The organism is Pseudomonas sp. BIGb0278 (genome assembly GCF_024809895.1).
GTDB lineage: Bacteria > Pseudomonadota > Gammaproteobacteria > Pseudomonadales > Pseudomonadaceae > Aquipseudomonas > Aquipseudomonas shirazensis.
Genome location: NZ_JANUEL010000001.1, coordinates 1,883,736 through 1,906,575, shown reverse-complemented (window position 1 = coordinate 1,906,575; position 22,840 = coordinate 1,883,736). Strand labels below are relative to the sequence as shown.

Below are 22,840 nucleotides of genomic sequence, written 5' to 3'. Positions count from 1 at the left end.
GGGCACGTCCTTGTTCAACGCAAATGGGAATAAGCAGGCTGGATCGGGCCGCCGAGCTGACTGTAGTTGTCTACCTCGCCGTCTTCGCTGTCGTACAGCTTGCGCGCCAGGCTATTGCCCGGGTTGCGTTGCAGGTACGGGATCAGCCAGGCCAGCTTGTACGGCGCTACGTCCGCCTGCGACTTGCCCTTGAGTTCTGGCAGGTCGTCCGGATCGAGCACGCTGCGAGCGGCGAAGTTGGCCAGCAGATCAAGCGTATGCTGGTCTTCGGCCGTCCACGGCAGGCCGTTGACGCGGGCCGATTCGGCCAGCAGCACCAGTGGCACCAGCGCGTACTGGCTGTAGCTGGCCGCCAATTTGGCCCGTGCGACTTCCAGCGGCAGATAGGCGTAGCTACCGTCGCTGTTGCGTACCGCCTGGGCCAGTCCGCGGCGCAAGTTGCCGTCGGCCCACTGGATGAAATCGTCACGACCGACCAGCATGCCGGTGGCCGCGACTGCCCAGGCTGCCCAGTAGTCGTGGTTGTTGAAGTACACCCCGCGGGCGCTGCGGCGTGGGTCGTACTCAGCGATGACGCGCTCGCCCAGGCGAGTGAACCAGTCTTTCTGCACCGGCGTCAGCTGCAACTTGCCATCGCTGGCCGACTGGGTCAGCAATACCGCGCCGGCCATCGATGCCAGCGCCCATTTACGTGCCGCCATGCCGGTGCTGCTGGCGTCCTCGGTGAGCAGCGCGCCGGCGCTGGCCCACTGTTCCAGCCACTGGTCCTGGCAGGCCAGGGCCATGTTGGCTTCCTGCGGTTTCTTCGCCCGCTGGAAGCGCTTGCTGGCATAGATCAGGCCGCCGATGAACTCCTTGACCTGCTTGCCGATCCGTTCGCTGTCGGCATCCGGGCTGCTGCGCAAGGTCGACTTGCTCGCGTCGCTCTGGTCGTATTTGCTTTGCAGGCGCAGGCTGCCGGTGTAGGGCGGCGGCGGCGCCTTGCTGCACTCAAGGGTACGGTAGTCGGCGATCATCGCTGCCTGCGGAGTATTGCGCGCAGGCCAGATCGACTGAGCCGCCTGCACCTGAGGCGCGAGCAGGGCCAGGGCCAGGGCCAGCAGGCTCAGTTGACGCGCGTGCGCGCGGCCAGTGCTGGCCGTCGCGCGTTGCAGGTTTACAGGCATAGACGGGTTTCCACATCGGTAGGCGCAGCGCTGGCCTTGGTCGGCTCAAGGAACACCGACAGCAGGTTGGCGCCAGCGTAGGCCGGATCTTTGCTCAGCTCAAGGTAGTACTGGCCACCGGTGACTGCAGCTTCACGGCGGAACCAGACCTTGTCGCGAGCACCGTTGTCGTAATAGACGATGACGTAGAAGTCCTTGACGTTCTTGTCGCTCAGGCGGATATCCAGAAAGCCGTTCGACCCGCTCAGCGCCTGGCGGTCACTACCAGCGTTGGACAACAGCTCGATTCGTTCGCCGACCTTCAGCGGCGAGCGCTGCAGCTTGTTGCCAAGCACTTCGCGGGACGCTTCGCAGCCGCCTTTGACCGCCGGGATCAGCTGGCGATACATCAACGGCGAGTCAAGCCGGTAGTTGGCCGGCAGTTCCCAGACGATCAGCTTCGGCGGCGCGTCGGCCTTGTAGTCATCGGAGAGCAGGTACTCCAGCAGCGAGCCGTCCTCGCCAACGCCGGGCAGGGCGTAGTTGAGCACGTCGACGCTGAGGTACTGCTTGAGGTAGCCGTCGAAGTTGAACTGCTTGCTCTCGTCTTCCCGCGCTGCCGCGTTACTGTCACCGACCAGAATCACTTCCGGGTCCGGCGCCTCGTCGAACAGCGCTTCGGCGCTGGCCTCGACCGGGATGGTCTGGTAGCCGCGTACATACTGGAAACCGTAGTTGTTGCCGCAGATCGCACTCATGGCCAGGTTGAGGGTGCCGTCTTTGGGCACCATCACGCCAGGCTCGGTGCGGTACTGCTTCTTGGTCAGGCCGGCGTAGAACGGCTGACGGCGGATCTCGTCTGCCATCAAGCGCGCGGTCGCCTCGGCGCCGACCGGTGTCCAGTGGTGGTCGCGGCGGAAGAAGTACTCGCCCTTGGGCGGCTGCTGGACCAGCTGCATCATCGGCGCGACCACCGCGCCACCTTGCTTGAGCTGGCCAAGGTAAGCCGCCAGGTTGGCGCTGGCGCGGGCGTAGTCAAAGCCGTAAGGATGCTCGCCAATCAACCGGTCGCGGTGCATCAGGCCACGGGTCGGCTGGATCGCCATGGCGACCTGAATGCCCTGCTGATTGAAGGTTTTCATCAGGCGGGCAAATTCAGGGCGCATCGGCGCCGGAATGCCGAACTCGTTGGTCAGATCGACCGCCGAGCGGAACAGCCAGCGCTCCTGACCAGGGACGATCTCGCGCATCAGCTTCATGCGCCCCTCGGCATACTGCTGAGGATCGCTCAAGGCCGGGCAGACCATGCACTGCAGGTTTTCGCAGCCGGGCTTGGCGCCTTGCGCAGGCGTGGCGGCGTGGCCGGTCTGGCTGAGCAGGGCGAGGGCGGCGCCGAGGCCCAGGGGTTTGAGGATCTTCATTGCCATTTCATCCTTGCAGCGAAATTACTCGGTCGGGTCGATGCTGTTGGCCATGCTCATGCTGCGATTGTCGGGCAGCAGCACGTAGCTGTACGAGCGGCCCTTCTTCAGGAACAGCTCATCGAAGCTGGCGACCTTCTGCTCGGCCTCGTAGGCGGCGAAACCAATCTTGATTTCGTTGACCATGCGGCTGCCGGTCTGGCCGTTGCTCAGCGGGTCGACGATCACGTGCTTGCCGTCGACGGTCTTCAGCGCAGCTTGCTTGTCGCTGAGGTTGTAGAAGGCGATCTGGGCTTTTTTCGGCTCGTTGACGTATTTGTCAGCGATCAACTTGAGCTGCTTGCCGTCGTAGACCACGGTGCTGGCGGCATTGGCCTTGAGCTGGGGTTCGATGGCCTTGCCGCCGACGGCGATCTTGTGCGTGCCGGCGGGGATGAAGCGGTAACCGCTGAGCTGGCCGGCGGCGACTTTCTGCGGATTGACCTTGCCGCTGAGGCTGACGTCGATGTTGCTCTGCGACAGGTTGAGCACGCGGACAAACGCCGAATCAGCGGGGGCGACGGCATCGTACAGGTCGGCGTTGCCTTCGGCGGCGACCGCCAGGTGGCTGCCGAAGGCGAGGGCGATTGCGGTAAACAGGTGGGTGAGTTTCATCAGTTACTCCTTTGATTCTTCAAAAATGCTGCGGCTGGGCGCTACGGCTGAGCGAGCCCGGGCGATGGGCCAGCAAAGTGCGCAGGGGGAATTCCCAGACCACGGTGTCGATCTGTGGGTTGCTCAACTGATCGCTGGCGAGAAACTGGCTCATCGACTCGAACGGACCACGGGCTTCGACGGCAATCGAGATCAGGTCACGGTTGAGCGCTTCCTTGAGGAAGCCGACAAAGTTCCAGTCATCGATCTTGCTGTAGCTGGTGCCAACCAGCAGCAGGCTCTGCTCCTGCTCGGCAAACAAATCGTCGCTGCTCTGCTCGGCCTTGAGCGTCTCGTACAGGTCGATCTGGTTCGGGCCGAACTGCGGCGCGAGGCGGTTGTGGTCGAACTGGATGTAGTTCATCAGGTCGCCCTTGACGCTTTTCTCGCCGGCCTTGTGCGACACGTAAGCCTGATCGCCGATCAGTTGCGGGCGTTGCCGGGCCAGCTCGAAGGCGGCCAGGCGGGCACCGTCCGGGCTCCAGTGGGTATCGGACTTGAGGAACAACTCCGGGCCGTTCAGTTTGCTGAGGAACGCCCCGCGCAGAGGCACCACGTCGAGCTGACGCGCTTGCAGTTCGCCGACAAAATCGTCGTACAGGCTGACTACGCGTGGATCGAAGCGGTGCTGTGCATGCTCGGCATACACATCCAGCTTCATCGGCAGCGGCAGGATCACCAGCTGCTTGCCGTGCTCGGCCAGCTGCGTCTTGATCTTGGCGATCTGCTCCAGCTGGGTGTTGAGGTTAACCTGCAGGTCGTTCGGGACGCGGTATTCCTGGTTGGTGTAGAGCCAGCCCTGCTTGCCCAGGACCACGCCTTTGGTGCCTTCACCAAACAGCTTGAACTGGGCATCGGCCCACAGCTCCACCGAAGGCTCACGCAGGAAGAAGCGCTTGTCGTAGACCTGCTCGAACTTGCGCAGCAGCTTGCCATCGACAAACAGGTTCCAGGTGTCGGTCTGGGTGCGGGCAAAGCTGAACACCGGCGGCAGCGAATAGACGAACATCGCCGCCAGCACCAGCACGAAGAGAATGCCATTGGCCTTGCTGGCCGAATTCATCACGGGGTACATGGCAGTCTCCTAGAACTGGAAATACAGGAAAGGCGAGAACGAATTCGCCGCCAGGCTGCTCAGTGCCAGCACGAAGCCGCCCCACAGCAGCACGCTGTGCAGCGCGCCGACGTGGCGCATGAAGTAGCCGTCCTTGTTGCCGGCGTAGAAACGCACGTTGTTGATCCCGGCCAGCAGCAGCCACACCACCGCCACCAAGACAAACGCCATGGCCATCTTCGAGGCACCCAGCACGTACAGCTCCAGCGAGCCGAAGCCGTTGAAACCAAACAGCGCCTGGTAGATGTCCAGGCTGTGGCGCAGGTCCATGGTGAAGAACAGCGGCATGCTCAGCACGATCAGCAGCGCGGTGCGCAGGTTGCGGCCGAGCTTGTACGGCGTGTTGATCTTGGTCGCCAGGTGGAACTTGCGCTCGATGACCATGGCGAAGCCGAAGAACAGCCCCCAGAAGATGAAGGCGAAACTCGCGCCGTGCCACAGGCCCGACAGCAGCATGGTCCAGACCAACGCGGGCAGGGCGCCGGTGACGCGCTTGCGCACCAAAGGCATGTACACGTAGTCACGCAAAAAATGCGCCAGGGTCATGTGCCAGCGCGCCCAGAACTCGGTCACGCTCTGCGCTACGTACGGCTGATTGAAGTTCTCCGGGAAGCGGAAGCCCATCATCAACGCCAGGCCCAGCGCCATGTGGCTGTAACCGGCGAAGTCGAAGTACAGCTGCAGGGTCGACACTACCAAGCCAAACCAGGCATCGCTGAACTGCAGCGTGCCTTCACCGACGAAGAGCATGTTGATCGGCGCAAGGCGGTCGGCAATCAACACTTTCATGATGAAGCCGAGCATGAACCGACATACACCGAGCGAGAACAGTTCCCAAGAGTGGGTACGCTCGCGCAACTGCGGCGCCAATTGGCTGTAACGCAGGATCGGCCCGGCCACCAGGTGCGGGAACAGCGCCACAAAGGCGGCAAAGTCGATGAAGCGGTTGGTTGGCGTGGCGTCCTTGCGGTAGATGTCGACGATGTAGCTCAGTGCGTGGAACACATAGAACGAGATGCCCAGCGGCAGGAAGATGTTCTCCAGCGTCCAGGTGTTGATACCCAGTGGCGCCAGCAGCACCGCCAGCACTTCAGCGCCGAAGTTGGCATATTTGAAGTAACCCAGGGTCGACAGGTTGCCGATCACGCCGATCCACAGCAGACGCAGCGCCCAGCGTTTGTCGCCGGCATCCAGGCGATCCTTGATGCGCAGGCCGAACCAGTAGTTCCAGTAGGTGATCGCGACGAACAGCAGCAGGAAGTCCGGCCGCCACCAGGCATAGAAGATGTAGCTGGCGGCAACGATCACGGTCGAGCGCCACTGCGGCCTGGCCAGGAAGTACACGGCCAGGAACAGCGGCAGATACAGGAACAGGAACACATTGGAGGCGAAGATCATGGCAAGGTCCGTCCTTAGTAGCTGACAACTACGCCGAGGCTCAGCTGATAGTCATCGCCGGTTTCCAGCGCGCTACCGGCATTGAGGTAGCTGGCGCTGACCAGGGCGTTGATATCGAGGTGCTTGCCATCGAGGGCGACCGGGAACATCTTCCAGTAGTAGTTGACGTCGAGCATTTGCCCGACGTTCCGGCCACTGCCCTGCGTGCCCTGAGTGATCTCGCGGTTACGCTGGGAGCGCTGGTCACCGTTCATGCGGATCGGCAAGGTGCCATCGGCATCACGCAGGTTCAGCTGAGTGACCCGCATATCGAGCGCGGTGCGTGGCGTCGGCCGGGTTTCCAGGGCGATGCCGTAGTAGCTCAGGTTGCGCAGGTCGAGGGCGACGAACGAGCTGGTCAGGCGCGTGCTGTAGGATCCTGTGCGGGTGATCCGGTCCGACTGAATCGAGTTCAAGCGGAAGCCGTCGTTTTCATCGCTCGGCTTGTCGGTCAGGCCGCCGCGCAGTGCCACCCGTGGCGTCCACGGCAGGTCGTCGAAGCGCTTGCCCACTTCACCCAGCGCGGCCCAGCCTTTGCTGGTGTTGCCGGTGCTGGTGACGCCGTTGCCGTCGGTGTTGTCCATCTTGCCGTTGAGCGCGGCGAGTTCCAGATGGTAGTCGCTGACCAGCGGCGAGGGCAGGTTGTCGCCATTGAAGAACAGGCCGTAGCGCACGCCAGTGAAGTCGTAGCGATCGTCTGCGTCATGTCCGCTGTGGTCGTTTTCGTACATAAGGCGCACGCCGGCGCGGTTGTTCTGGGTCCAGCGGTAGGCGTACTCGCTCATCACATAGGTGGTGCGCGATTCGCTGTCCGGCAGCGAGTTGACGTCGGTGTTGTAATTGTGGAACTTCTGCCCGACCGCGACGAAGGCGTCAGAGAAGGTGTCTTTGTAGTTGAAGCGCAGCGACTCGAGGCTGTCGTCCCACCAGATGCCGTAGGTATCAAAGAATCGCTGGCGACCGAACGATGCTGAAAAACGTGGATCATCACCGATCAAGTTACGTTTGACGTACAACTCGCGCATCTCGGCGTACCAGCCTTCAGGCTGTTCGCGGGCGTTGGTGGTAGTGCCTTCGTTGGTCAGGTTGCTCGACTGGCTGGAGTCATAGTTCAACCACAGGCGCCCATAGACCATCCATTTGGCCCAGCGCTTCTCCGGCGAATACCAGGCGAACGACGGCTCGTAGCGCAAGCTGTAGAACATCTCGCGGTCGCTGCCGACCTGGGAGTCTTCCGGGCCGTAGCCGGTTTGCACGGTGAGCTTGTTGAAGAACTCGGAGGTGATCACCGGCTCGCTGCCATCAGCAGCGGCAACCCGCACGGGTTCGTTGCTGTCAGCCTCGGGGCCGGTGACTTCTTCAGCAGCGAACGCTGCCGACATTGGGGCCAGGGCAAGCAGGGCGCCGAACAGGGGGGAATGCGCTTTCACAGGGTGGCCTCCTTCAACAGGTCGTTGCGTGCGGCCAGGGCACGCTCGATATCATCCTTGGGCAAGGTTCTTTCCAGACGTCGGACCAGGCTGCGCGCGCTGCGCTCACCCATGTCCAGGGCAATCCGCGCGTAGGTGTAGGCCTTGACCCGGTCATGGCACAGGGCACGGCCAAAGGTGTGCAGGCTGGCCATGCGGTACCAGGCAGCCGATGAACCCTTGTTGGCCTCGGCCTGGAATAACGCCATGGCCTTTTCCTGATCGGGCTGATCAGCCACGCCCTTGCTGTAGTACTCGGCCAGCAACAGGCCGGCGCTTGGGTAACCGCTGGCGCGCAGCTCTTCGATCAGGGCCAGGGCCTTGTCCGGGTCCAGCGTCAGCCAGTTGTTGACCATATAGAACGATGCCTGCAGGGCTTTGCCGCGGACCGGGTCGCGCTTTTGCACCAGATCGATCATCGCCTGGGTTTCATCGGCGTTGTGCTCGGTCGGGTTAGAGATCATGTAGTTGGCCTTGGACACCATCGCCGGCACAAACCCGCGCTCGACGGCGTCATCGCGCCAGCGCTGAACCTGCGCAATCGACGCCGCCAGCGCCTCGGCCTGAGCCTTGTCGCGGGCCAGTTGCTCAGGCGTTGGCGGTAGCTTGGCAGCGGCCGGGTTGGCCTCTTCGCGCTCGTAGCGGTCGGCGTCCTGCTCGGCGCGTTGCACGCTGGTGATGTTGTCCAGCAGCGAGGCAATCGCGTGCACGACTTCTACCGGCAGCTGGCTGCGCTGCGGCTCAAGCTCGGTGGCGAAGGCGCGGAAGGCCGGATCCTGTTGTTCGCCGAGAAACGCGTAGTAACGATTGACCGCACGCACATCGAAACGCGCAGCCTCGCGGTACCAGCGCTCGGCGCCGGCGCGATCGCCCTTGCGTTCAGCCAGCACCGCCTTGTACAGCTGCGGGCGGCAGTTGAGCAGGCACGACTGTTCGTACAGGCCGAGCAGCTCGGTGGCCTGCGGCACGTCGACCAGCTCCGGGTAGACCAGAAACACCTCAAGCGTAGTGCTGGCGTTGCGCGGGTCGAGCCGGCTCGGGTAGCGCTCCAGTGCCTGTTTCATCCACGGCTGTTGTGGCTGGCGCAGGCTTGGCTGACGCTCGATCAAGCGTGCCAGCGAAGCCAGCGCCGGGATCAACCCGCGGCCATCGGCAAAGGCCTGGTGATACAGCGCCACCGATTCTTGCGGTTTGCCATCCGGCCGCCCGGCCAGTACGTCGCCCAGCAGCAGGGCACTGGCCAGGTCACCGCGGCCGGCCAGCTCGCGCAGGTCGGCAGTGACGTCGGCGCTCGGGTCCTTGTACAAGGCGTAGCGGATCTGCTCCAGGCTCTGTCCAGCGCTGGCGGCGCTGGCACAGGCGAGGGCGATGCTGGCCAGCAGCAGGCGCGAAGGCGTCTTCAGGGTCATGACGTCAGCTCTCTCGATGAACTCAGTTCTGGCCGGTAAGCGGCAGGCCCAGGAACAGGTCTACCGACACTGCTTTCTGGTAGGCCGTGGCCGGCAACGGGCTGTCTGGGGCAATGGTCAGGGACAGGTTGCGGTTAACCTCGTCAACCCGTGCATCGACCACCTTGCCGCTGAAGTGCTCATCCAGGCCAAACACCTGCATGTCCACCGAGCGAATGCGGCTGACGTCGGCCAGCTTGTCGAACGGCACGTTGGCGCGTACGAACAGGCCTTGGTCTTTCGGCAGCAGATGCATCAGCGGTGCTTCCTTATAGCCATAGCCATCCAGTGGCTGGTTTGGGAAGTACACCTGGCAGTCACATGGGCTGTTGATCACGGTCTCGATGGTGGCGCGGCCGAGCAGGGTTTGCAGGTCGCCTGGCGAGAGGTCGGCAACCGCCTTCATGTCAGCCGGGCTGGTGAAGCTGGTGGCCAACTGAGTAGAGATGCTGGCCAGTGGCTGACCCGCTTTGACTTCGGTGGTGCCGGCCGGCAGCAGGAACTTCACATAGCCGTTGTCGGGCATGCTGATGATCTGCGCGTTGGTCGCAACCTGGGCCTGCAGGGCCGGGATGCGGAAGAACAGCATGTAGCCCTTGTAGCCAACGAATGCCAGGGCAGCCAGGCCAGCGGCGCTGTACAGCAAGGTGCCGGTCATGGCCTTGAGGCGAGCACCGGCAGAACGCGGCGAAGCGTACTTGTGTTTGCGTTCCTTGATGTAGTTTTCCCGCTGCATCACGTTGAACAGGCCATTGATGTCGGCGATCTCGCCGGACATGTAGGCGGTGATGATGTAGCGCAGGATGTCGCGCTTCTGCGCGTCGAGCTCGACGAACTGCGCGCCGACTTCGTTGCCACGCTGGGAGACGATCTTGACCTTGCCATCGATCGACAGGTCGACCTGATTCAGGCGCAGCTGGATCGATGCGTCATACAGCGCGCCGATGGTCAGCGGGCCTTCATGCAGCAGGCCGATACCGCCCAGCGAGATGTCTTGCAGGGTGGTTTCGATGACGGTCTGACCACCGCTGGCAAGGCGCACGCGGGCGTTGATGCGGGTGCGTACGTACTGGCGCTCGTCAACCGCTTCATGAACGATGTTGGCCGATGTCTTGCCCGGGGCCGCGGGACTGTTGGTCATGCTCATGTGCAGGCGCCTTTCCTTTAACGTTGCGTGAGTTCAAGAAGTACGGTGATGACCCCGAAGAAGATGGCGATGGAGGAGAACAACATCGCCTTCGAGGACCAGCGGTTTAGCGAGGTGTCAAAATCAACACTGCCGGTAGCCAGGGTGGTTTTCTGCCGGGTCCAGCTTTGCTGGTCCATATGGAACATCGCGTAGACCTTCATTACCGAGCCAACGATCTGGTTGTAATAAAGGACAAACGGATACATCGGGCTGACCGGGTGCTTGGCGAACACGAACAGCACGGTCACCAGAGTGCGCGAGATCAATACCCAGAACAGGTACACCAGCAGGTACTGGATGCCGAACACCAAGCCAGCCACCACCGAGGCGGTCAGGCCCATCAGGCAGGTCCACATCGACACCCGTTGGTCCCACAGCACGTACAGGGTGAACAACCCCAGACGCGCGCGGCCGAGCAGGGCGGTGGCGCGGAAGTTCTGCCGCAGCGAGTTGCCGTACCAGCGGAACATCAATTGCCGGGTGGCGATCCAGAAGCTGTCGCTGGGCGGGTGCTCGACGGTCAGGGTGTGGCTGTCGGGTACATAGAAGGTGTCCCAGCCGGCGCGCATCAGGCTCAGCCAGCTGGACTTGTCGTCGCCGGTCAGGAACTGGAAACGGCCCAGGCGCCAGTGCTGAAGAAAGTCTGCTTCGACGTCGCGAATGAACTCCGGGTCGATCATCACGCTGGCGCGGAAGAACGACAGCCGCCCTGTCAGGGTCAGTACCCGGTGCGACAGGGCCATCGAGCACATGTTGATGTGCCGCTGGACAAAGCGCATCGAGTGCCACTGGCGCATCAGGCGGCTACCCTCGACTTCGCAGAACTCGTTGGTAGTCAGGCCGCCGACGTCGGGCAGCACGGCAAACATCTTCACGGCGCGCTCGACACAGCCGGGCAGCATCATGGTGTCGCCATCGACCACACCGACCACCGCATCTTCCATCGGCATCTGCCGCGACAGTGCGCGAAAGGCGTGGGCCAGGCCATCACGTTTGCCGGTGCCGCGGGCGCGGACGATCACCAGCTTGATGTCGTCGCGGTCGCGCACTTCATTGCGCATGATGTCCTTGATGAAATTCTCGTCGCCCTTTTCCACGATCGAAGCAATCACCGTACACGGCACATTCAGCCGCTGCACTTCCTGAAACACCGACTGGTAGACCTTGAAGGTGGTCGAGGTCGGGATACGGAAGCTGGTCACCACCATGAACATGTGCGAAGGCAGTGCCGCATCACCCAGGCGCTCGACTTCGCGGCGCATGCGTGGGAACCGCCAATGCAGAAAATACATGCCGCGCAGGTAGTGCACGATGGCATTGCCATAGCGCCACATCCCGAGCGTGCCGATAACAAAGATGAACAGATGATGGCTCGGGTCCAGATAAGCCGGGGCGATCATCTCCGACGCCAGCGCGATCAGCCCGGCCAGGCACGCCCAGGCGCAGAAGCTGGCGGCCGCGCGCAGGTAACCTGGGGCCTCGAAAGGTCGCTGTTGCGTTCGTTCCATGTAGCGTGTGCTCCTGTCTGCGGCCGCACCCACGGCGAACTGCCGGGGGTGCGACCTGCATCGATTACCAGCAGATGCCTTGGCGTTGCTCGTCGCTGACGCCATCCATGAACCCGACCAGGTCGATGACCTGTTTGCCCTCGTTGTTCTGCAGGGCACTGGCAAAGCGCTCGTCGTTGTTGCCCAGGACGATCACATCGGCTTCGCCGATCACTTGCTCAAGGTCGTTCTGCAGCAACGAAGACACATGCGGGATGACCGACTCGATGTAGTCGCGGTTGGCACCGAACACCCGTGCGTACTCGACGTTGGCGTCGAAGATGCGCAGGTCGTAGCCCTTGCCGATCAATTTCTCGGCCAGGGTTACCAGCGGGCTTTCGCGCAGGTCATCGCTGCCGGCCTTGAACGCCAGGCCGAGCAGGGCGACTTTGCGTTTGCCGGTGCGCTCGACCAGGTCAAAGGCGATATCGACCTGATTGCGGTTGCTGGCCATCAGCGAGGCGAGCAGGGGGTGCTCGACATCCAGCTGGCCGGCGCGGTAGGTGAGGGCGCGCACGTCCTTGGGCAGGCACGAACCGCCGAACGCAAAGCCTGGGCGCAGGTAATAGCGCGACAGGTTGAGCTTATAGTCCTGGCAGACCACGTCCATCACTTCGCGGCCATCGACGCCGGAGGCTTTGGCGATGTTGCCGATTTCGTTGGCGAAGCTGACCTTGGTCGCGTGCCAGACGTTGCAGGTGTACTTGATCAGCTCGGCGACTTCCACCGACTTGCGGATCACCGGCGCATCCAGGCCCTGGTACAACGAAGCCAGCAAGTCGCCCGACTGGGTGTCGAGCTCGCCGATCACGGTCATGGCCGGGAAGTCGTAGTCCTTGATCGCGGTACTTTCGCGCAGGAACTCAGGGTTGACGGCAACGCCGAAATCGGTGCCGGCCTTCTTGCCCGAGTACTGCTCAAGGATCGGAATGACCACATTCTTGACGGTGCCCGGCAGCACGGTGCTGCGCACCACGACTGTGTGGCGGCTTTGCTTGTCGCGCAGGACCGTGCCGATTTCACGGCACACGGCTTCCATATAGACCAGGTCGAGGTCGCCGTTCTTCTTGCTCGGCGTACCGACGCACAGAAGCGACAGGTCGGTGGCGAGTACCGCGGCCTGCACGTCGGTGGTGCCGCGCAGGCGGCCCTGGTTGACGCCGTCTTGCAGCAGTTGCTCAAGGCCTGGCTCAACGATTGGCGACTTGCCCTGGTTGATCAGATCGATTTTCGCCTGGGAGACGTCCACTCCCAACACATGATGACCGCGCGCCGACAAGCAGCCCGCGCACACTGCGCCCACATAGCCAAGGCCAAAGATGCTGATGTTCATAGATCCCTCTCCCAGGACACGGCAAGGCCGGCCGAGATGCTCAGTTCAAGAAGTTTTCAATTAGGCAGACGCGCAGAAACAAGCCGCGAGGAAGTGGCAATACAGGCTGTTTTTTTTGGTCTTTTTTCATCCTAAAGGGGTTGCTGTTAGAACCGCAAGCGTTGATCTGCGGCTTTGTGAAAATACTTTAATCGCTGCTTGTTAAAGTTTAAAAACCGTTTTAAAACAACGACTTAAAGTTTGATGTAAGTTCGGCGTCAAAAATCCGATGCTGCTTGATTGGCAACAAAATGGCGTCGGTAAACTGTCGTTGATGTATTATTTTCATCTTGCTGGCTGCGTGGGGTGCCAACTTGCGTCGAGCGGCTGTGCTAGGCATAGTTGCACTTGGTTACACCTCGGGTGCTGGAAGTGCTCGATCGCCCTTTACTGCACAGGAGGCATCTCATGAAAGGAATCGGACCTAGGCTGCGCGAAGAGCGTGAACGTCTGGCACTTACCCAGCGCAGATTTGGTGAGATCGGGGGCGTCGAGCCCAATGCTCAGGGCAAATACGAGAGTGGCGAGCGCACACCGCGTGTTGACTACCTTGCCGCGGTGGTCGCTTGCGGCGTTGACGCCAGATACGTGCTCGGTGGTGTCCGCACGCCACCGCCCATAACCAATCTAAGTGAAGACGAGACCCGCTTGCTGGGTACGTTTCGCAGCCTGTCCGCCAGTGATCAGGCTGCGCTGTGGTACCTCGCCGAGCGCTTGCTGGGTGACGCCAGCTAAAGCCTGACCAGATAGTCAGTTCAGATCGAGCAAAAGGCCTGGAATCGTGATGCGAAGGGCTAGGTCGACCTTGTAATTTTTTGTTATGGTGGCGGGATCCAATCGCCCCACTGACGAGGTGTCTGCTTGATTAGGGTCCTAGTGGTCGATGATCACGATCTGGTGCGTACCGGCATCACCCGCATGCTTGCCGATATCGACGGCTTGCAGGTGGTGGGTGAGGCGGATTCCGGTGAGACAGCCCTCAAGCTGGCCCGTGAGCTGAAACCCGATGTTGTCCTCATGGACGTCAAGATGCCTGGCATCGGCGGCCTCGAAGCGACCCGCAAGCTGCTGCGTAGCCATCCGGACACCAAAGTGGTGGCAGTCACCGTGTGTGAGGAAGACCCGTTCCCGACGCGTCTGCTGCAGGCCGGCGCCGCTGGCTATTTGACCAAGGGCGCGGCGCTGGATGAAATGGTCCAGGCCATTCGCCTGGCATTTGCCGGCCAGCGCTATATCAGCCCGCAGATCGCCCAGCAGCTGGCGCTGAAGTCATTCCAGCCGCAGGGCTCGCCGTTCGACTCGCTGTCCGAGCGAGAAATCCAGATCGCTTTGATGATCGTCGGCTGCCAGAAAGTGCAGATCATCTCCGATAAGTTGTGTCTGTCCCCCAAGACCGTCAATACTTACCGCTATCGAATCTTCGAAAAACTTTCGGTCACCAGCGATGTCGAATTGACGTTACTGGCCGTACGCCACGGTATGGTCGACGCAAGCCTCTGAGTTTCCATGTCCCCAATTTTTGATGCCAGCGCATTCCTGGCGACCTGCAGTGGTCGGCCGGGTGTGTACCGTATGTTCGACGCCGAGGCGCGGCTGCTCTATGTGGGCAAGGCCAAGAACCTCAAGAAGCGTCTGGCCAGCTATTTCCGCAAGACCGGGCTGGCGCCCAAGACTGCCGCCCTGGTGGGGCGCATCGCCCAGGTCGAAACCACCATCACCGCCAATGAGACCGAGGCGCTGCTGCTCGAGCAGAACCTGATCAAGGAGTGGCGGCCGCCTTACAACATCCTGTTGCGCGACGATAAGTCTTACCCATATGTATTCCTGTCTGACGGCCAGTTCCCACGCCTGGGTATTCATCGCGGGGCGAAAAAGGCCAAGGGTCGTTATTTCGGCCCGTACCCAAGTGCTGGTGCCATCCGCGAAAGCCTGAGCCTGTTGCAGAAGGGCTTCATGGTCCGCCAGTGCGAAGACAGCTATTACGCGAACCGGACCCGGCCGTGCCTGCAATATCAGATCAAGCGCTGCAAAGGCCCCTGCGTGGACTTGGTCAGCCCAGAGGAATATGCCGAGGACGTGCGTCACTCGGTGATGTTCCTCGAAGGCCGCAGCCAGCAGTTGGGCAATGAGCTCAATGCCGAGATGGAACAGGCGGCGATGACCTTGAATTTCGAGAAGGCAGCCCAGCTGCGCGATCAGATCGCCTTGTTGCGCCGGGTGCAGGACCAGCAGTACATGGAGGGTGGCTCCGGTGAGGTCGACGTGGTGGCGGCCTTCATCAACCCGGGCGGCGCCTGTGTGCACCTGATCAGCGTGCGCGGCGGGCGGGTGCTCGGCAGCAAGAACTTTTTCCCGCAGGTGGGCATAGAAGAGGAGGTCAGCGAGGTCATGGCGGCCTTCCTCGCCCAGTATTACTTGGGCAATGCCGAACGCGAGATGCCCGGCGAGTTGATCGTCAACGTCGTCCACGAAGACTTCGCCGCTATCAGCGAAGCCGTGCAGACCTTGCGCGGGCGCGAGTTAGCTATTACCCATCGCGTGCGTGGCACCCGTGCCCGTTGGCAACAACTGGCCGTGACCAATGCCGAGCAGGCGTTGAACGCCCGGCTGGCCAACCGGCAACACATGGCCGCACGCTTTGAAGCCCTGTCCAGCGTGCTGGGCCTTGATGAAGTACCGCAGCGCCTTGAGTGCTACGACATCAGCCATTCCAGCGGTGAGGCCACTGTAGCCAGTTGCGTGGTGTTCGGCCCGGAAGGCCCGATCAAGTCCGACTATCGCCGTTTTAACATCGAAGGCATTACCGGCGGTGACGACTATGCCGCCATGCACCAGGCACTGATGCGCCGCTATGGCCGGATCCAGGCCGGCGAGGGCAAATTGCCCGATGTGTTGCTGGTCGACGGCGGTAAAGGTCAGTTGAACATGGCCCGCGACGTCATGCAGGAACTGGGCATCAGCGACCTGACCTTGCTCGGCGTAGCCAAGGGCGTGACCCGCAAGGCCGGCTTCGAGACCCTCTACCTCAACGACGTAGCCCACGAGTTCACCCTCAAGGGCGACTCTGCTGCGCTGCACTTGATCCAGCAGATCCGCGACGAAGCGCACCGTTTTGCTATCACCGGCCACCGTGCCCGGCGCGGCAAGGCCCGACGCACCTCCAGCCTGGAAGACGTCGCCGGGGTTGGCCCGAAGCGCCGCCGCGAGCTGCTGAAACATTTCGGCGGGCTGCAGGAGCTCAATCGCGCCAGTATCGACGAGATAGCCAAAGCACCCGGAATCAGTAAAAAGCTTGCCGAGTCGATTTATGCCAGCCTGCATAGCGAGTAGAATGCCCAGTTCAACTCGCAGCCAGTCGTACCGATGAATATTCCAAATCTGCTCACCGTTCTACGCGTCCTGCTCATCCCGATCTTCATTCTGCTGTTCTATGTGCCCTATCACTGGAGCTACATGGCTGCCAGTACGGTGTTTGCCATCGCCGCTGCCACCGACTGGCTGGACGGCTATCTGGCCCGTCGTCTGCAGCAGAGCACTGCGCTCGGTGCCTTCCTCGACCCGGTCGCAGACAAGCTGATGGTCGCGGTTGCTCTGGTGCTGCTGGTACAGGTACACGCGAACTTCTGGCTGACCTTGCCTGCGGCGGTGATCATTGGCCGCGAGATCGTTGTTTCGGCGCTGCGTGAGTGGATGGCCGAGTTGGGGGCGAGGGCACATGTTGCCGTGTCCAATCTGGGCAAGTGGAAGACTGCGGCGCAGATGCTGTCCCTGGTGATCTTGCTGGCCAACCCGCCGGTCTTTGGCTTCTGGGTTGTGCTGGGCTATGGTCTGCTGCTGGTAGCTGCAGCGCTGACGTTGATCTCCATGATCAATTACCTGGTCGCCGCCTGGCCGCATCTGCGTGAAGGTTCAGAGCCGAAATAAAACTTTTTTGAATCAAGGGCTTGACGGCGTTTGGCAGATCGCTAGAATAGCGCCATCACCAAGCGGGAATAGCTCAGTTGGTAGAGCACGACCTTGCCAAGGTCGGGGTCGCGAGTTCGAGTCTCGTTTCCCGCTCCAAATATCGGTCTGCAGAAGGAAGATAATTTCTGCAAGGCCTTGAAAAAAGACGCTTCGGCGTCTTTTTTCGTTCCAGGCCAAACCACGCCGATATATGGGCAGCCAGACTTTTTGCTCCAGGAATCAGCCCATGAAGCCCGCACTCCCGTTCGCTGGAGCGGGAGACCTGGATCCCCGTGGTGTGCCCGAGCCAAAAGGCGACGTCGCTACTCCGGTCGCCTGCTTGGAGTATTCTCACTGCAGCTCACTCCTGGCTACCCAGACACTCTACAAGACGCCCCCCCAGGGGTGCTCGGTAAGCAATCCCAGCGTCAAAGTCAGCGTCAGCTCGCGCTCGGCTGCGCTGCGTTCATCAGCCAGCATGCCCACCGCTTCAATGACTTGCTGCTCGTTGGCGCCTTCCTCGGGCAGCAGCAGCGTTTCGAGGCGGTCATGGTAGGGTTGGTTCAGTGCCTCGTATTGTTCCGCAAAGGTCTCACGCAGAAAATCGATCCAAAAGCCATGCTGCGCCATCGAATCTGCGATACGGGCGTTGGTCTCTGCCTGCAGGATGGTCCGGGCGGCGTCACGCAGGCGAGCGTCGTTCACGTCGGAGAATATCCGGTGATACATGTAGCGCGCCTGGGCCGGCAGCCCCAGCGGGCGCACCAGACCGGCGCGATACGCCAGGTGTATTTCCACTTCATCGATCAGACCGTAGGGGTTGCTGGTTCTTAGCTCCCTTATGTGCTGCGCCGCGACGCGATCTACCTCGTCAAGCCGGTACAGCTCGCGGCCCAGCTGCACCAGTGCCGGGCTCATCTCTGCGCTGCCCAGCCCGGCCGTGCGGGTGGCGACCAAGGCGCGCACCTCGAACAAACTGAGCATCAACAGCATCTGGTCTGCGCAGGTCCGCGGGCCTGCTGCTTGCTGAAAAATCGCCTCCCGCACTTGTGTATTCTCCACGCACACCTCAACCAGCGCCCAGATGCGCCTGCGCAAATCGATGCCCTGAAGGTCATAATCACTGGATCGGCCGAGGTCGTTGAGAAACCGCATGAGATCATCGCAACCCGGTTGTTGCGTCAGGGCCAGCCACTGTTCGGAGCGGATGGCACGTTCCTCAACGCTGAAGTCGGCCAGCCATCGCTCGAGCGACTCCTGTCCGCCAGGCCCATGACGTCGCGTAGGCAATGCTCCCGCACCGGCCTCGCCCAGGGTGCTGCGCAAGGCGGTCTGGGTCGGCTCGGGTAACGGGTTGTCATGCAGGCTCAACCCGGCCAGTCGGCGGTGCGACTGAGCAAGGGTCGGGCTCATGTCCTGTATGTGATTGTCGCGCAGATCGATGTCTTCAAGCGCAGGGTGCATGTACACCTCTACAGGCAATTCGCTCAGGCCGCAGTGGCGCAAATGCAGGCGCTGGAGGTTGAGCAGACTGCCCAATGGCGGCAGCTGCCCGATCGGATTATGCGACAGGTCCAGCACCCGCAGTCTGGACAATGCACTCAGCCTGGCCAGGCCTGCATCGTCGATCACGATCTGATTGCGCGTCAGGCGCAGCTCGCTGAGCTGGGTCAGTGCCTGCAGGCCATCTGGAATGCCGCCTAGCAGATTGTCACTGAGGTCCAGGGTGCGCAGGTTGGCGAACCGTTGCAAAAACCCCTCGGTGATGTGCGTCAAATGCGCGCGGCGCAGAATCAAGTGCGTGACATGGTCAAAAGTCACCTGCGCCGGCAGCACCGGCAGACTATCGATACGCTCGCTATCTATCACCAGACGGTACTCGCCGTCCGCGTCAGGCCGCTTGCGCCGCCAGCACTGGCGAATGCGTCGAGCGATCAGGCGGCGGCGCTCGGGCAGGGGCGCAACAGTGGCCTCCCGGCGCCACGCACCCAGGCTCTCGCCCAGTCCAATCAGGTGCTGCTGCAGGCTGTGCAAGTGGTCCCACGGTTGCTCACCCTGCAAGCGAACGCGCTCCAGGTAGAACTCTATCTCCATGTCGGTCAACGTCGGGAAGATTTGCTGATAACCGCGAAGCAGCGCGCGTCGTGAGCCTTCCGGGCGACCGCTGAGTACATAGCCAATGCGTCCATCACCCAGACGCGTTGGAGGTCGGGGCGTGCCGATCGGCGCCATGCCCAGCAGCCGTGCCGCCTCGTTGCGGTCTGCGAAGGCTAGATCTGCAAGGGTGCTGGCCAGCTTCACCGGCGATGCTGAGGCTTCGCCCAGCGCCACCCGTTGCTGCGTGTCCAGCACATGCAGCAGGGCCTTGAACAGATCGTCGCCAGCCAAGGAACCGGGCTTGGCGAAACCTGCCTTGTCGGTAGCAAGGTAGCCTCGTACGGTGCGGATCAGAGAGTGGGTCTGCGTGGGCTGTTCAGCGCCAATGCTGGCCGCGACATCACCGTTGAGCTGTGTGTCGCGCACCTCCACTCGCACCGTCGATTGCCAGGGCCATGCGGCGTGAAGCAAGCCCAGGGCCAGCTGCTCTGTGTCAGGCGTCACAGCATCTGGCTGCTCGAAGCCTGCGCAAGCGCGATCCAGGCGTGCGTCGCGCAGTTCCCAGCGAGCCTTTTCGGCCAGCGCCAGTGGCACCCTCTGTTGCTCCAGCAACTGGGTGAGATCGCTGTCGCTGGCGGCTGCGACCAACGCTCTGCCCGAGCGGATCGTCAGGCCAGGAAAGGCGCGGTGCAAGGGCTGTGCTGGGCCGCTCGGAACCGGCTGCGTCTCCTGCCAGTATGCCTCGAATGCTTGCCCGCGCAGGCGTGGGAACGACTCGTGGGCTACGTACCGTTGCAGTGCGTCACAGAGCCGGGCAGGGGCAGGGGCGTTTTCCAGATGCAGGCGCCGCAGGCACGCTTCATCCATGCCTACACTGCGCAGCAGCGAGCTGGCCAAGTCATGCCTGGCCAAACCGAGGTTCGAACCGAGCCTCCTCATCAGCATTCCCGCATCTTGCCAGTCATGTGGTCGCTCCAAGGCGTGGTGCACGCCACCAGCCTCGTTTTCCTCCAGGGCTATTGCTGCCGCTTGAGCACGATCGGGGTGCACCACGGTTGGGCGCTCCTCACTTTGTCCCAAACGGTAAGCCTGCTGCGCGATCGACACGTGTGGCTTGCCCCGCAGAACACCTCGCTGGCCCGACATCAGGCTGGTGCCTGCCATCGAGTAGCCCGGCAGGTCAGCTCGTGCCAGGCGCTGCTCACCTGTGGGCGTGAGCACGGGTGCCAGCTCATCAACGGCAGCTTCTCGAGCCAGTATGCCGCCTGTTGCGGCTCCGGCGGCCGCCCCTAATCCGATCATCGCAACGTTTTGGGCTACAGACATCAGGTGGCTAAGCGCTGCCTCACGATCGCCCAGCTCCCACTCCTGGTAACCCTCGAATACGTTGTTTGTTACCTGGTGCGCAGCCAGCGCAAGCAATGGCAAGCCAAGCTCTGGTACGAAGAAAGCGGCCAGCCCAAGCATGTCCACGCCGAGTCCTTTGAAGAAATGCATGCGCCGGTCGCGTTCCTGGCTATCGACAGCGCTGTTGGGGACTGCCAAGGCTTGAGCGTCCTGCAGTACCCTATCGATCTGCACCTGACGCAGGTGCTCGGCCAACGAACCGGTAATAAGCTGCTGGCGCCCGTCCAGGTGCATCGGCTGCTGGGCACCGCCTTGGCCCAGCAAACCTTTCAATTGCTGGCTGACGTGCATCCGGTCATGCTCTTTGATGAACCGTTGGAAGAACGTTCGATAGGCTGGATCGCGCAGACGGCTACCCAAGGTGTTGAACACTTGCGACCATGACCCATAGACGTTCAGGGCCCCATGCGGATCGTCAGGGATCCACACCATCAGGCTCTGGGGCGCAGTGGTTGTTGCACCCGAGCGCGGCTGGAACACCGTCACACCGGTGATCACCCGCCCCAGTAGTCGAAGCTCGCTGAACGTACCTGCGGCGCTTTCGGCTGGAGCCGATACAGCGTTCAGCATCTCATCAAGCAGCACCCCCTCAACCTCGCCTTTGAGGCGCGCCAGTTGCGCAGCCGCCAGCAGGTTCGTGCGCCATGCTTCTTCGAGTATGGCGTTGACGCTGCGCCGGCGGCTGTCGTCTGCAAACAGCACCTGCTTGAGATGTTGCTGATAAAGGGCGCCCACATCCAGAGAACGGCACAGGCCGGCAAATGCACGAGGTCGCAGCGCGATCAGCGTACCGTCTGCATCTTGCAGCCTGGACTCTGGCAACCAGGCCGACTCGGAGGTTTCCCGGCGCTCGAAGTTGTGCAGGGCGCGGGCCAGCAGGCTTTGCTCCGAGGTTGTGGGGACCACACGATCGGGAACTGTGCTGACACCTGATGGGTAACGCACGTGTACCACCCGGCGGAGCTTGGCCGTGTGGACATCCACTGGGCGCTGCACGAGCTTTTGCAGCGCTGCGTCCAGCGATGTGCTGGCGAAGCTGTCCAGGGGTTCTATCTGGGCGAAAAGACGCGTCAGCTGTTCGCGCGCACGCTGTTGCGCGATCAGTGCCTGATGCAGAACAGAACGTTGATCGGCGGTAGCCGCGGTCAGCCAGTCTGGTAAGCGATCTGCTATGAGGGTATCGACGGAAGTGTCCGGGAATAGAGTATCTTTCATAACGCACCAATGAGCGCAAAACGCTCATTCAGCCCGCGTTGTCACCGGCGCGTGCGGTAGTTATGTCGATGACAGGGGGTACTGGGACGCCAAGATCGAGAGCGCTCCGCGCCGAACACATGAGAATGCAGCGCGATGAACGCTGGCAGGAGGGCTGTGGTTTTTTGATTGATGTTGGGCAAGACAGGTTCACAACTGGCAAAAATGGTAGGGCTGCTTCCTGAAATGATCAGCACTGAAGCCGCTGACGGCAAAGTCGACGGCTTGGTTGCCGAGTCGGATCACTCCCACTGGATCTCGCCCTTGGCCACCTTGGCACTCAGCTCCAACGAGCTGTCCCCGCCCAAATCCGGATAGCGCTTTTTCATCGCCGCAATCAGCTCAGCGGAGTTGTCAGCCTTGGCAGTCTCTTTGTCAAACGCGCGAATGTAGTCAGCGGTGAACTGAACAGCTTGCAGGCCCTTAGGGAATGTCCCGTTGAAATGCCCTGGTATCACCGTGGCCGGTGCCAGTGCCTTGATCTGCTCCAGCGTCGCCAACCAGTGCTCATGGGAGGCGGCGCTCTGCGTATCAGCCATCCACACATGCTCACCCCATTGCACCGGAATGCCGCCAACCACCGTCTTGATCGAAGGAATCCAGACAAAGGTGCGCTCTGGCGTCGGGCCATCGAGGCCGATGATCTTCAATAGCTGACCTTCCAGCATCAGGGTATCGCCGCTGAGGGGCTGCGGCACCACGATCTGCCGCGGCGCATTGGCGCCAAGCTCGGGAGCCCAGATTTTCAGTTTCGCGTCTTTGCTGGCGTTGATATGGGCAACGGTCTGCGCGGTGGCGACAACTTTTGCCTGAGGGAATGCGCGCACCAAAGTGTCCAGCCCGAAGTAATAGTCAGGGTCGCCATGGCTGATGTAGATGGTCGTCAAATGCTTGCCGGAGGCCTTGATCCGGGCTGCCAGTTTGGCGGCCTCCTGCGCGGAGAACTGGGCGTCGATCAGGATTGCGTCCTGCTTGCCTTCGACCAGTACCGATGACACGGCAAAGATTGCCGCTTCGCCTGGGTTGAACACATCCACAGTCAATGCCTGATGCGCAGGCTTGGTCATGGCGGGCGGCTCGCTGACTGGGCTGGCAGCGGGTGCGGTGCCAGCCACTAGCATGGCGAAGGCGACGGTCAAGGCTGAGAGGACAAATCGCGGTGTTTGCATCGGAGTTCACTCGGCAAAAGATTGAAAGGAATGGGGCAACGCCCTTGGATTGAAGCGCACTGTCCGCATCAACGTGTAACGAAAATCAGCCCTCAGCTATTAGCGCTTTCTAAATTAAGTAATCATTAACCTG

The 22,840-nt window shown here is 61.7% G+C and carries 16 protein-coding genes and 1 tRNA gene; 5 read left to right on the top strand and 12 right to left on the bottom strand.

Annotation, left to right across the window (positions count from 1 at the left end):
* Window positions 1–14: 14 nt before the first annotated feature.
* From M2396_RS08565 to M2396_RS08520, 10 genes are all read right to left on the bottom strand, one after another.
* Window positions 15–1,166 (bottom strand): polysaccharide lyase, encoded by a 1,152-nt coding sequence (locus tag M2396_RS08565; protein ID WP_150571297.1) that lies wholly within the window; start codon window positions 1,164–1,166, stop codon window positions 15–17.
* Window positions 1,157–2,566 carry an alginate O-acetyltransferase AlgX-related protein gene (locus tag M2396_RS08560; protein ID WP_101318416.1) on the bottom strand — a complete coding sequence of 470 codons (1,410 nt, stop codon included), beginning with the start codon at window positions 2,564–2,566 and terminating at the stop codon, window positions 1,157–1,159. The genes M2396_RS08565 and M2396_RS08560 overlap by 10 nt, the downstream gene beginning before the upstream one ends.
* A 24-nt stretch (window positions 2,567–2,590) precedes the next feature.
* Window positions 2,591–3,220, bottom strand: a complete 630-nt coding sequence (locus M2396_RS08555) for an alginate O-acetyltransferase AlgF (protein WP_101318418.1) — start codon at window positions 3,218–3,220, stop codon at window positions 2,591–2,593.
* 19 nt (window positions 3,221–3,239) lie between these two features.
* Window positions 3,240–4,334 carry an alginate O-acetyltransferase gene (locus M2396_RS08550; protein ID WP_259074188.1) on the bottom strand — a complete coding sequence of 365 codons (1,095 nt, stop codon included), beginning with the start codon at window positions 4,332–4,334 and terminating at the stop codon, window positions 3,240–3,242.
* A gap of 9 nt (window positions 4,335–4,343) precedes the next feature.
* On the bottom strand, window positions 4,344–5,771 hold the full coding sequence (locus M2396_RS08545) for an MBOAT family protein (protein ID WP_101318422.1): 1,428 nt from the start codon (window positions 5,769–5,771) through the stop codon (window positions 4,344–4,346).
* 14 nt (window positions 5,772–5,785) lie between these two features.
* Entirely contained in the window at window positions 5,786–7,240 is a 1,455-nt protein-coding gene (locus tag M2396_RS08540) for an alginate export family protein (protein WP_150571295.1), read from the bottom strand.
* Window positions 7,237–8,688 (bottom strand): sel1 repeat family protein, encoded by a 1,452-nt coding sequence (locus M2396_RS08535; protein ID WP_150572849.1) that lies wholly within the window; start codon window positions 8,686–8,688, stop codon window positions 7,237–7,239. The genes M2396_RS08540 and M2396_RS08535 overlap by 4 nt, the downstream gene beginning before the upstream one ends.
* Window positions 8,689–8,710: 22 nt before the next feature.
* Window positions 8,711–9,874 carry a PilZ domain-containing protein gene (locus M2396_RS08530; RefSeq protein ID WP_259074187.1) on the bottom strand — a complete coding sequence of 388 codons (1,164 nt, stop codon included), beginning with the start codon at window positions 9,872–9,874 and terminating at the stop codon, window positions 8,711–8,713.
* A gap of 17 nt (window positions 9,875–9,891) precedes the next feature.
* A complete protein-coding gene (locus tag M2396_RS08525; protein WP_178080758.1) occupies window positions 9,892–11,424 on the bottom strand; it encodes a glycosyltransferase in 1,533 nt (510 codons plus the stop codon).
* Between the two features lie 64 nt (window positions 11,425–11,488).
* The gene (locus M2396_RS08520; protein ID WP_150571292.1) at window positions 11,489–12,796 is read right to left on the bottom strand and encodes a nucleotide sugar dehydrogenase; all 1,308 of its coding nucleotides are present in this window, start codon (window positions 12,794–12,796) and stop codon (window positions 11,489–11,491) included.
* A 447-nt stretch (window positions 12,797–13,243) separates the two neighbouring features.
* Between M2396_RS08520 and M2396_RS08515 the strand changes: the two genes are divergently transcribed.
* The 5 genes from M2396_RS08515 (at window position 13,244) to M2396_RS08495 (ending at window position 16,897) form a co-directional block, all read left to right on the top strand.
* Window positions 13,244–13,570: a helix-turn-helix domain-containing protein gene (locus M2396_RS08515; RefSeq protein WP_101318434.1), complete on the top strand. Its 327-nt coding sequence runs from the start codon at window positions 13,244–13,246 to the stop codon at window positions 13,568–13,570.
* Window positions 13,571–13,696: 126 nt separating this feature from the next.
* Window positions 13,697–14,335, top strand: a complete 639-nt coding sequence (gene uvrY, locus M2396_RS08510; RefSeq protein ID WP_101318436.1) for a UvrY/SirA/GacA family response regulator transcription factor — start codon at window positions 13,697–13,699, stop codon at window positions 14,333–14,335.
* A gap of 6 nt (window positions 14,336–14,341) precedes the next feature.
* Complete coding sequence (gene uvrC, locus M2396_RS08505; RefSeq protein ID WP_259074186.1) at window positions 14,342–16,165, top strand: excinuclease ABC subunit UvrC; 1,824 nt, start codon at window positions 14,342–14,344, stop codon at window positions 16,163–16,165.
* A gap of 33 nt (window positions 16,166–16,198) precedes the next feature.
* On the top strand, window positions 16,199–16,759 hold the full coding sequence (gene pgsA, locus M2396_RS08500; RefSeq protein WP_101318441.1) for a CDP-diacylglycerol--glycerol-3-phosphate 3-phosphatidyltransferase: 561 nt from the start codon (window positions 16,199–16,201) through the stop codon (window positions 16,757–16,759).
* 62 nt (window positions 16,760–16,821) lie between these two features.
* Window positions 16,822–16,897 (top strand) — tRNA-Gly (locus M2396_RS08495).
* A 267-nt stretch (window positions 16,898–17,164) separates the two neighbouring features.
* Here M2396_RS08495 and M2396_RS08490 read toward each other — a convergent pair.
* The gene (locus M2396_RS08490; RefSeq protein WP_259074185.1) at window positions 17,165–21,499 is read right to left on the bottom strand and encodes an NEL-type E3 ubiquitin ligase domain-containing protein; all 4,335 of its coding nucleotides are present in this window, start codon (window positions 21,497–21,499) and stop codon (window positions 17,165–17,167) included.
* 281 nt (window positions 21,500–21,780) lie between these two features.
* Window positions 21,781–22,707, bottom strand: coding sequence for an MBL fold metallo-hydrolase (locus tag M2396_RS08485; protein WP_409035083.1), 927 nt, complete (start codon window positions 22,705–22,707; stop codon window positions 21,781–21,783).
* Window positions 22,708–22,840: the final 133 nt, after the last annotated feature.

What these genes read in the sequence shown, in the direction of transcription:
- M2396_RS08515 (WP_101318434.1), top strand. Translation starts at nt 13,244, where the DNA reads ATGAAAGGAATCGGACCTAGGCTGCGCGAAGAGCGTGAACGTCTGGCA.
- M2396_RS08520 (WP_150571292.1), bottom strand. Translation starts at nt 12,796, where the DNA reads ATGAACATCAGCATCTTTGGCCTTGGCTATGTGGGCGCAGTGTGCGCG.
- pgsA (WP_101318441.1), top strand. Translation starts at nt 16,199, where the DNA reads ATGAATATTCCAAATCTGCTCACCGTTCTACGCGTCCTGCTCATCCCG.
- M2396_RS08525 (WP_178080758.1), bottom strand. Translation starts at nt 11,424, where the DNA reads ATGGAACGAACGCAACAGCGACCTTTCGAGGCCCCAGGTTACCTGCGC.
- M2396_RS08560 (WP_101318416.1), bottom strand. Translation starts at nt 2,566, where the DNA reads ATGAAGATCCTCAAACCCCTGGGCCTCGGCGCCGCCCTCGCCCTGCTC.
- M2396_RS08555 (WP_101318418.1), bottom strand. Translation starts at nt 3,220, where the DNA reads ATGAAACTCACCCACCTGTTTACCGCAATCGCCCTCGCCTTCGGCAGC.
- M2396_RS08490 (WP_259074185.1), bottom strand. Translation starts at nt 21,499, where the DNA reads ATGAAAGATACTCTATTCCCGGACACTTCCGTCGATACCCTCATAGCA.
- M2396_RS08550 (WP_259074188.1), bottom strand. Translation starts at nt 4,334, where the DNA reads ATGTACCCCGTGATGAATTCGGCCAGCAAGGCCAATGGCATTCTCTTC.
- M2396_RS08545 (WP_101318422.1), bottom strand. Translation starts at nt 5,771, where the DNA reads ATGATCTTCGCCTCCAATGTGTTCCTGTTCCTGTATCTGCCGCTGTTC.
- M2396_RS08535 (WP_150572849.1), bottom strand. Translation starts at nt 8,688, where the DNA reads ATGACCCTGAAGACGCCTTCGCGCCTGCTGCTGGCCAGCATCGCCCTC.
- M2396_RS08485 (WP_409035083.1), bottom strand. Translation starts at nt 22,707, where the DNA reads ATGCAAACACCGCGATTTGTCCTCTCAGCCTTGACCGTCGCCTTCGCC.
- M2396_RS08530 (WP_259074187.1), bottom strand. Translation starts at nt 9,874, where the DNA reads ATGAGCATGACCAACAGTCCCGCGGCCCCGGGCAAGACATCGGCCAAC.
- uvrC (WP_259074186.1), top strand. Translation starts at nt 14,342, where the DNA reads ATGTCCCCAATTTTTGATGCCAGCGCATTCCTGGCGACCTGCAGTGGT.
- M2396_RS08565 (WP_150571297.1), bottom strand. Translation starts at nt 1,166, where the DNA reads ATGCCTGTAAACCTGCAACGCGCGACGGCCAGCACTGGCCGCGCGCAC.